Below are 7,816 nucleotides of genomic sequence, written 5' to 3' on the forward strand. Positions count from 1 at the left end.
CGGTGAGGGGAAACTATGGGCTATCATCTACCGACTCCAACCCGATACCCCTAAACAACTTTTCAACTGGTGACAATTACCGAGATGGGAATCGATACCCACATAATCCTTAGCAAGTCTCTAGTCTTTGGTGGTAATCACCCCGTGCGGAAACCGATACCAACATAATCAGTTCACCCCCAAAATCTTAGTCGTAGGTTGTAGGTAAAGCTATCTGTTAGGGGTAAAGTAGTTCTGGGTATTATCTGGACATGATAGGGTAAGCATTCATATAAACCCGTAATTAGACTGTTGCAGTTAGACTGTTGGCACTTGACCTAATGAAAAAATTGACATTTAATGAGACTGTTGCAGTTAGACTGTTAGCAAAAAATACATAGACACCCCCTACAGTCAGAAACCATAGGGGGTGATTAAGTTATTGGGGTATGTGGTTAGCTGTTAGGCTGTTAGGCTGTTAGGTGTTAGGGCTTACGCCAACCATCATCATCAATATCATCTCTGTTGATTGGGAGATGGGGTGATTGCTTTTTATCTTCTATAGCACTAGTCAATACGGTTAGGACGCAGCCTTGAGAACAGAATCCATGGCATCATGGAGAGAATCAAACTGCGTCCTAACCACCTTGACTAATGCTATAGTGCCTTTCGACGCCGACAAAATCTCTACGCCAAAACGCCATCAGGACTCGAGCGAGCACTCTCGGTACAGCGTTTAATCCATAATTGGGTTAGACCGCGATGGTCGAGTTGGGAGACTCCTGCCATGGCGCTCGGTTTCGCCTCACGAGCGGTGAGTGTTGGCCCAAGGCTTTCTCTGAGGAGCTTTCGAGACTTGCCACCTTAAGTGACCAGTACCGTCAAATTAGGAGCCGTGTGCTGGGAAACTCGCAAGCACGGTTTTGTATGGGAGGGGGAGATGGCGACATCTCTCTCGACCCCTACTCAAATAGTCTCACGTTGGGTGCATCTCAGTTAAGAAATGAGTAATTGTACTTAGTGCAACCTTCACCCACAGCCCTACATAATGAGCGAAGCACCACTCACCCTCCCTCTACTCATGGATTCTCAGAAACCAGCTCAACTCCAGCAACACCTTGACGCGATTGCGGCCATTCTCTACAGCGAAGCTAACCCTGCTGAACTCACCGCCCTTGAAGCCATTGAGAAGAGTGTTCGTGCTCTTACTCAAGAACACGTCTTGCCTCAACTAGGAGTTTTTTTATCGACCAGGCAACAGACCGCCACAGCGGAAAACAACTCACCCTGACCAGTATCCTCGGTAAACTCACCCTCACTACCGCTCAAGGTCAACAACTGCAAGTGAAGCCAGGGACTCGTTGGAGTCCATACTTTGAGAAGTGTTGCTTGCTCGTTAGTGCTAATAACGCTTACCAACGAGCCGAAGAGGATATCACGATACTGACCGGGATGAGCATCTCCCACAGTACGCTCCAACGCCTTGTACAGCGAGAGGACTGGTGTGAGGTGGAGATAACTGACCCCCCACACGGAACTGAGCCTAGATGGAGGAATGGTTCGCCTGCCCACTGAGGAGAGTCAACCCTGTGAGTGGAGAGAATACAAAGGGTTAAATGTTCATGAGCAAGGGGGTGTAGCGTTCTTTAAAGATAATCAAGGACTACTGGAGTGGGGTGAATGCCCAACCCCTAGGGGAGCAGTTTACCTGTCTTGGAGATGGTCATGAGGGGGTGTGGAACATTGTCAGTGAGATGGGGACATCACAGCAACGGATGGAAGTGCTCGATTGGTATCTAATAATGGAAAATGCCAACAAGGTGCAAGGAACACCGGCTCAACAGTCGCAGATGCGAGCACTGCTATGGCGAGGAGAGACCCAGAAGGCAATTGAGTATCTACGCCCAGAGCCATGTCGGGGAGCGACGGGGTTTATCAATTACTTAAAGCATCACCAGACTAGGATTATAGACTACCAGGCTGGGCAGGAAGCGGGGCAATCGATTGGTTCGGGTCGGGTGGAGTCGTTGGTGAAACAAATTGGGATGAGGGTGAAGTTGCCGGGGGCACAATGGCGAAAGGAGAATGTGCCGAAGGTGTTGAGGCGTCGCTGTGCCTACCTAAATGGCGCGTTAGCTGCTTAATCAGGGTAAGAGTAGATTTTTGCCCTGAGTAATTATACTCATCTCCTAATTGAGATGCACCCATCTATTTAATTAGTGCTACCACTTCTTATAAGGTAAGAACTTACCACACATAATCACCTGGACACGATCGCCCTTAGGATCTTCAACCTTTTCCACATCGAGGGTAAAATCGATCGCACTCATGATACCATCCCCAAACTTTTCATGGATTACCTCTTTTATAGGCATCCCATACACCTGCATGATTTCATAAAAACGATAAATCAGAGGATCAGAAGGAATAACAGGATCTAAAGAACCCTTGAGAGGAGGCACAGTCAACTCATCCGCTAACTCCGCAGGTAAACCCAAAGCCTCCACCAACTTTTTGGCTTCAGCCTCATCCGCACTCGCCTGACGATAAATCACTGACGCAATCCAAACCTCATCCCGTCCTAAAAGTTGCTCCAACTCAGTAAAACTAACGCCTCTTGCTTTCTTAGCAGCCAATAATTTTTCAGTAATAGGTGCAGTCATTTAAAATTCTCCTTATTTGTTGATTTTTTGATTGGTAAACATGGTAGTCCTAAATAACTTGTAATATTGAGTCCAGATAAATAGCAATAGTGGAAACCCCCAGAATTAGGAGATTTAGGGGGCAAAAACCCCGACTTTTGATATAACTGATTATCCAAACTTGTAAACCATTAGCCTTCATTGCCCCCTTGTTAAGGGAGGTAAGGGGAGATCTGATCTTACAATTCAAAAGGACTACCATAAATAAATTAATTGTTTTGTTGAGACTCCCCCCTTATTAAGAGGGTTGGGGGGGGATCTAGCCCCAAATTTGCGGGGAACAGACAAGGATCTAATCCCTTTCCCAAAGGAACTTACGATCCGATTCAGCAATAGCCAGATCATTGATACTCGCAAATCGATATTGCATCAAACCATTTTCCGCAAATTCCCACATCTCATTACCATAGGCACGATACCACTGGTTAGATGAATCATGCCACTCATACTCAAACCGCACCGCAATGCGATCGCCCGTAAAAGCCCATAGCTCCTTACGCAAACGATAATCCAACTCCGTTGCCCATTTACGATACAAAAAAGCCTTAATCTCCTTCCTACCAGACAAAAACTCATCACGATTGCGCCATTGAGAATCAACCGTATAAGCTAAAACAACCTTTTCAGGATCTCTGATATTCCAAGCATCCTCAGCCATCTTGACCTTTTGAGTCGCCGTCTCTAGGGTAAAAGGAGGAAAAGGGGGTTTAGATTCAGTTACCATAATCACCTTCCTAAGCCACCCTCGCTTCTTCCACGGCGCGAGTTTCTCGGTATAAATGTTCCTCCATCGCCACCTTCAAATCATGATAGGCGGGATGTTCTTCCACCTCAAGACGATTGCGAGGACGAGGAAAAGGCACATCCAACACCTGAGCAATACCGGCCGCCGGACCTTTGGTCATCATAATAATCTTATCAGACAGTAACAAAGCCTCATCAATACTGTGAGTAATCATGATTACAGTTTTGCGATGTTCTTCCCAAATTCGCTCGATTTCTTCCTGCAAAAAACCACGAGTTAGAGCATCTAGCGCCCCAAAAGGCTCATCCATCAGCAAAATATCAGGATTAATAGCCAAAGCTCTGGCTATCCCTACCCTTTGCCTCATACCCCCTGATAACTCATGGGGATGTTTTTTTGCCGCCCCTTCCAGGTTCACCATTTGTAAATGCTCTTTTACAATTCTTTTTAAATTGGTAGGAGACATTTTCGGGTAAACCGTCTCCAGGGCAAAGCGGATATTTTCCTCCACCGTCATCCAAGGCATGAGGGCATAATTTTGGAACACCATACCACGATCAGGCCCCGGCCCTGTGATGGGTTCTTTGTTCATCATTACCGAGCCTGTGGTTGCCGAGGTTAAACCAGCGATAATACTCAATAAAGTAGATTTACCACAACCCGAAGGGCCAATGATACTGACAAAATTATTGTATTCAATATTGAGATTGATATTTTCAAGGGCGACAAAAGTTTTTTTCTTACTGCCAAATAAGCCATGCTTAGTAGAAAATACCTTTGATACTCCCCTTAAACATACCTGAACAGTATCTGGGGCTTCAAGATAAGTTAAATATTCTGGTTGATTAGATACAGTCATTATTTTTTACCGAAAGAAACAAGATTTTCAAGGAAGATAAAAATTTGGTCAAGTATTAAACCCACCAAACCGATGATGATAATGGCAACGATAATATTAGGTAAATATAGGTTATTCCATTCATTCCAGATGAAGTAACCTAACCCTGTGCCCAAAAGCATTTCTGCCGCCACGATTACCAACCAAGAAATACCCATACTGATTCTTAATCCCGAAATAATATTAGGTAGTGCCGCCGGAATAATTACCTTAAAAATAGTGCGCCAACGGGAAGCACCCAAAGTTCTCGCCACATCAAGATAATCGGAGTTAACATTACTAACCCCAAAAGCTGTATTGACAAGGGTAGGCCAAATACTACTGATTAAGATAATAAAAATACCTGTTTTTTCGGAATCTCGGAATAAATATAAACCCAAAGGCAACCAAGCCAAAGGAGAAACTGGTTTGAGTAACTGTACATAGGGGTTAAACGCTTTCGCAGCAATTTTAGAAATACCGATTAAAATGCCCAAGGGTACGGCAATCACCGAAGCCATAATATAACCGATTGCCACCCGTCGCAAACTAATCAATAAATTCCAACCAATACCCATATCATTAGGGCCATTATTGAAAAAAGGATTAGTCAACCACCACCACAACTCCTTAATAGTCAGAGAAGCGGTAGGTACTCCTTGGGAAAATAGTTCCAGATTTGCCCCTATTTCCCACGATGAGAGAAAAATGCCGAGGGAAATAAGGAATATCCCCAGCGCTTTTATGTTTTCATTTTCTAAGAATTGTTTAAATTTATTGTCTTGAGTAATATTCATCTTGACTGCAATTAGTGTTCTCTTTCTTGCCAAAACAACAAGGCAAACTCTGCATTAGTTTTACCCCCCTATCCACAAAAAATTGTGGAATTGATAAGTAACTATTCATTACCCCCTTATTAAGGGGCTAGGGAGGATAAACTCCTAGAAGCCAAACTCATCAATTTGAGCCTGTATATAGCCTTCTGGATCTTGAGGGTTAAATTCATCCAAAGCCAGGGTTTCCGTGCGATAAATATCATCAGGGGGAGTCTGTCCTAATTCCTGAGCCAATTCCCTCGCTAAATCCGTTAAAAACACATCCTGCCCGATTTCGTCATAACTACCATCAGCGATCAATTGGGCTGCCCTACCATTTCCTGAAATATCCCAACGGACTAACTGAGACGTAATCCAGTTAGCAAAACTCTGCCAAGGATAGGGGTCAAAATCGATGCGATCGGGTACATTAAAACTATTACCCAAACCATCTTCAAAATTACCCGTTAATACGGCTTTAACCACCTCCACAGGTTGATTAAGGAAAGATCTACCAGAAATAGCCTCGGCAATTTCCTCCCTATTTCCTGACTCACTAGCGTAATCCGTTGCCTGAATAATTGCTTTATTCAAAGCTCGGAAAGTATTAGGATTATCGTTTATCCAAGTATCACTGGCTGCAAAAGCACAACAGGGATGACCATCCCAAAGATCTTTGGTAAGTTTATAAATAAACCCTGCCCCTTCAAAAACGGCTCTTTGGTTAAAAGGATCAGGCATCAAGAAACCATCAATATCTCCAGCAATTAGCTGGGCAATACTATCTGGGGGAGGTACAGAGCGAATGGTAACATCAGTATCGGGATTAATACCACCAGTGGCGAGATAATATCTGAGCAGTAAATTGTGCATTGAATAAGGGAAAGGTACACCCAAAACAAAGCCTCTAAAATCTTCTGGCTTATTGACATTACCCCGATGCTTGTCGGCTATGGTAATGGCTTGACCATTAATATTTTCAATACTAGCCAGTTTCACTCCAAAGGTAGCCGAGCCTAATCCTAAAGTCATGGCGATGGGCATGGGGGCTAACATATGATAAGCATCCAATTCCCCCGCAATGGCGGAATCTCTTATCGCTCCCCAGCTTGGCATTCTGACGTTCTGAGTATTTAGACCATGTTTTTGATAAAAGCCCAAAGGCTGAGACATAATAATGGGAGTTGCACAGGTAATGGGAATAAAGCCCACTCGTAAATCTGTTTTTTCCAAATCCGATACATCTGGGGGAGGATCATCAGGATCAATTACCGTATCCCCACAAGCATTTACCAGGGTAACAAGGGCTGCACCGATGGCAATATTTTGTAAAAACTTACGGCGACTTACTTCCCCATTACGGATGGCATCCCCAAAAAACTGCCCAGATTTTGCTCCAAAGGCGGCAGAAAAGGCATTATCCAAACCTCCCGCTTGTTTTGCTAATTCCAAGACCAATTTTTCACGCTTGGGATTACCTTTACCCGCCATTTTCAAAAATAACTCTTTTCTTAGTTCGGCGGTACTCAGAGCATCGGCAATACCAAATGTTTGGGGTTTATATACTCCCATCTTGGTCAAGTCATTGATCATGTGCAAAGGATCACTGGGCATGGTTTCCATGAATTCCCAATGAGATTGACTTGGATGAAATTTACCACATTTAATACAAAGGTTTTCTACTCCTTTCCATTCATCTCGCTGAGATAAGACCGTCTTTGCGAATTTCATGATTATACATGTGAGTAGATAAACTGACCATGTGCATTAAACTGTTTTTCTCCGACATGAACTGTATCAATAGATACTTTTACCTGAAGTTTTTTCCCTTTTTTGCGCTCAACCATTTTATTTAACCAATATAAAATTGGCGCTGGTGCGTTGGCTGTTCGGCGGTGCGGGTGCTGGTTTGTTGTTAGTTGTCCAGTGTTTGTTGGCTCGTTGCCGGCTGGCCAGTTCGGGCGGGGCTGGCCGCTCTCTGTTTGGGCGCTGTAGTGGCTTGCGGGCGGGCGTTTGTTAGCTCGCTCGCTTTTTTTTTGCGGATAACAGGTTAGGCAATCCCCTTATTTAGGATAACCGCGGCCATTCTGTTTCCATAAAGTGCAACCTCTTGGTGCGAGACGTTTAGGAGTCAAATAAGGCTGCAATGCATGAAATAACCTCCTAGTAGGACTTTCACCCCTTGGTGAAATATAAGGGACTCGTACCCTGACCATCCCATAACTGTTTATATGTCCCAACGTTTGGTATAGAAATATACAAAACAAGGCAGGGAACTCAAGGTCAAAACGCCAAACCGGAAATCTTAATGATTCCTTAACAATTGCGTTGAGAGTAACGGCGATAGCCACCCCCAGTTTTGGGAATCACAAACCCGGGATTGAAGCGGGGAACGGAAGGCTCTGAGGTTTAACCTAACACCAAAAACGAGACCACTGCCAACCATCCAGGAGATTAGGGAAACCGAATGTCTGGCTTGAACCATCGTCATAAGTAGGCAGCGAAATAGGTTGTCACGCTGCGCTCAAAAGAGCAAGGGGAAAAGCAGGAAGTTTTTAGTATTACCTGCACAGACCTTTATAAGTAACCCCGGTGGATAGGACAAATCTAAAGATGGAATGCCCATATAAATGGAACGTTTAAACCTACATTCCGCAGGTTGACAGGGAATAAAAGATATGGTGCTAGTCTAGGCTAT

Annotated in this window: 5 protein-coding genes and 2 pseudogenes; 2 read left to right on the forward strand and 5 right to left on the reverse strand. The window is 44.3% G+C overall.

Annotated elements, in window-relative coordinates:
- Nucleotides 1-640 precede the first annotated feature (640 nt).
- Together P5683_RS20870 and P5683_RS20875 are read left to right on the forward strand one after the other, a co-directional pair.
- A pseudogene (locus tag P5683_RS20870) lies at nucleotides 641-847 on the forward strand (IS1 family transposase); the annotation flags it as partial.
- 213 nt (nucleotides 848-1,060) lie between these two features.
- Nucleotides 1,061-2,123, forward strand: a pseudogene (locus tag P5683_RS20875) (ISKra4 family transposase).
- 78 nt (nucleotides 2,124-2,201) lie between these two features.
- Here P5683_RS20875 and cynS read toward each other — a convergent pair.
- From cynS to P5683_RS20900, 5 genes are all read right to left on the reverse strand, one after another.
- Nucleotides 2,202-2,642 carry a cyanase gene (cynS, locus tag P5683_RS20880; protein ID WP_006620526.1) on the reverse strand — a complete coding sequence of 147 codons (441 nt, stop codon included), beginning with the start codon at nucleotides 2,640-2,642 and terminating at the stop codon, nucleotides 2,202-2,204.
- A gap of 331 nt (nucleotides 2,643-2,973) precedes the next feature.
- A complete protein-coding gene (locus P5683_RS20885) occupies nucleotides 2,974-3,405 on the reverse strand; it encodes a nuclear transport factor 2 family protein (RefSeq protein ID WP_006620528.1) in 432 nt (143 codons plus the stop codon).
- Nucleotides 3,406-3,415: 10 nt separating this feature from the next.
- Nucleotides 3,416-4,285, reverse strand: coding sequence for an ABC transporter ATP-binding protein (locus tag P5683_RS20890; protein ID WP_006616530.1), 870 nt, complete (start codon nucleotides 4,283-4,285; stop codon nucleotides 3,416-3,418).
- Entirely contained in the window at nucleotides 4,285-5,100 is an 816-nt protein-coding gene (gene ntrB / locus P5683_RS20895; protein WP_006620530.1) for a nitrate ABC transporter permease, read from the reverse strand. Before ntrB ends, P5683_RS20890 begins: the two co-directional genes overlap by 1 nt.
- 144 nt (nucleotides 5,101-5,244) lie before the next feature.
- Nucleotides 5,245-6,849: a CmpA/NrtA family ABC transporter substrate-binding protein gene (locus tag P5683_RS20900; protein ID WP_006620531.1), complete on the reverse strand. Its 1,605-nt coding sequence runs from the start codon at nucleotides 6,847-6,849 to the stop codon at nucleotides 5,245-5,247.
- Nucleotides 6,850-7,816: the final 967 nt, after the last annotated feature.

It is taken from the genome of Limnospira sp. PMC 1279.21 (assembly GCF_032349615.1).
Taxonomy (GTDB): Bacteria; Cyanobacteriota; Cyanobacteriia; order Cyanobacteriales; family Microcoleaceae; genus Limnospira; species Limnospira fusiformis.

What these genes read in the sequence shown, in the direction of transcription:
- P5683_RS20890 (WP_006616530.1), bottom strand. Translation starts at nt 4,285, where the DNA reads ATGACTGTATCTAATCAACCAGAATATTTAACTTATCTTGAAGCCCCA.
- ntrB (WP_006620530.1), bottom strand. Translation starts at nt 5,100, where the DNA reads ATGAATATTACTCAAGACAATAAATTTAAACAATTCTTAGAAAATGAA.
- P5683_RS20885 (WP_006620528.1), bottom strand. Translation starts at nt 3,405, where the DNA reads ATGGTAACTGAATCTAAACCCCCTTTTCCTCCTTTTACCCTAGAGACG.
- P5683_RS20900 (WP_006620531.1), bottom strand. Translation starts at nt 6,849, where the DNA reads ATGAAATTCGCAAAGACGGTCTTATCTCAGCGAGATGAATGGAAAGGA.
- cynS (WP_006620526.1), bottom strand. Translation starts at nt 2,642, where the DNA reads ATGACTGCACCTATTACTGAAAAATTATTGGCTGCTAAGAAAGCAAGA.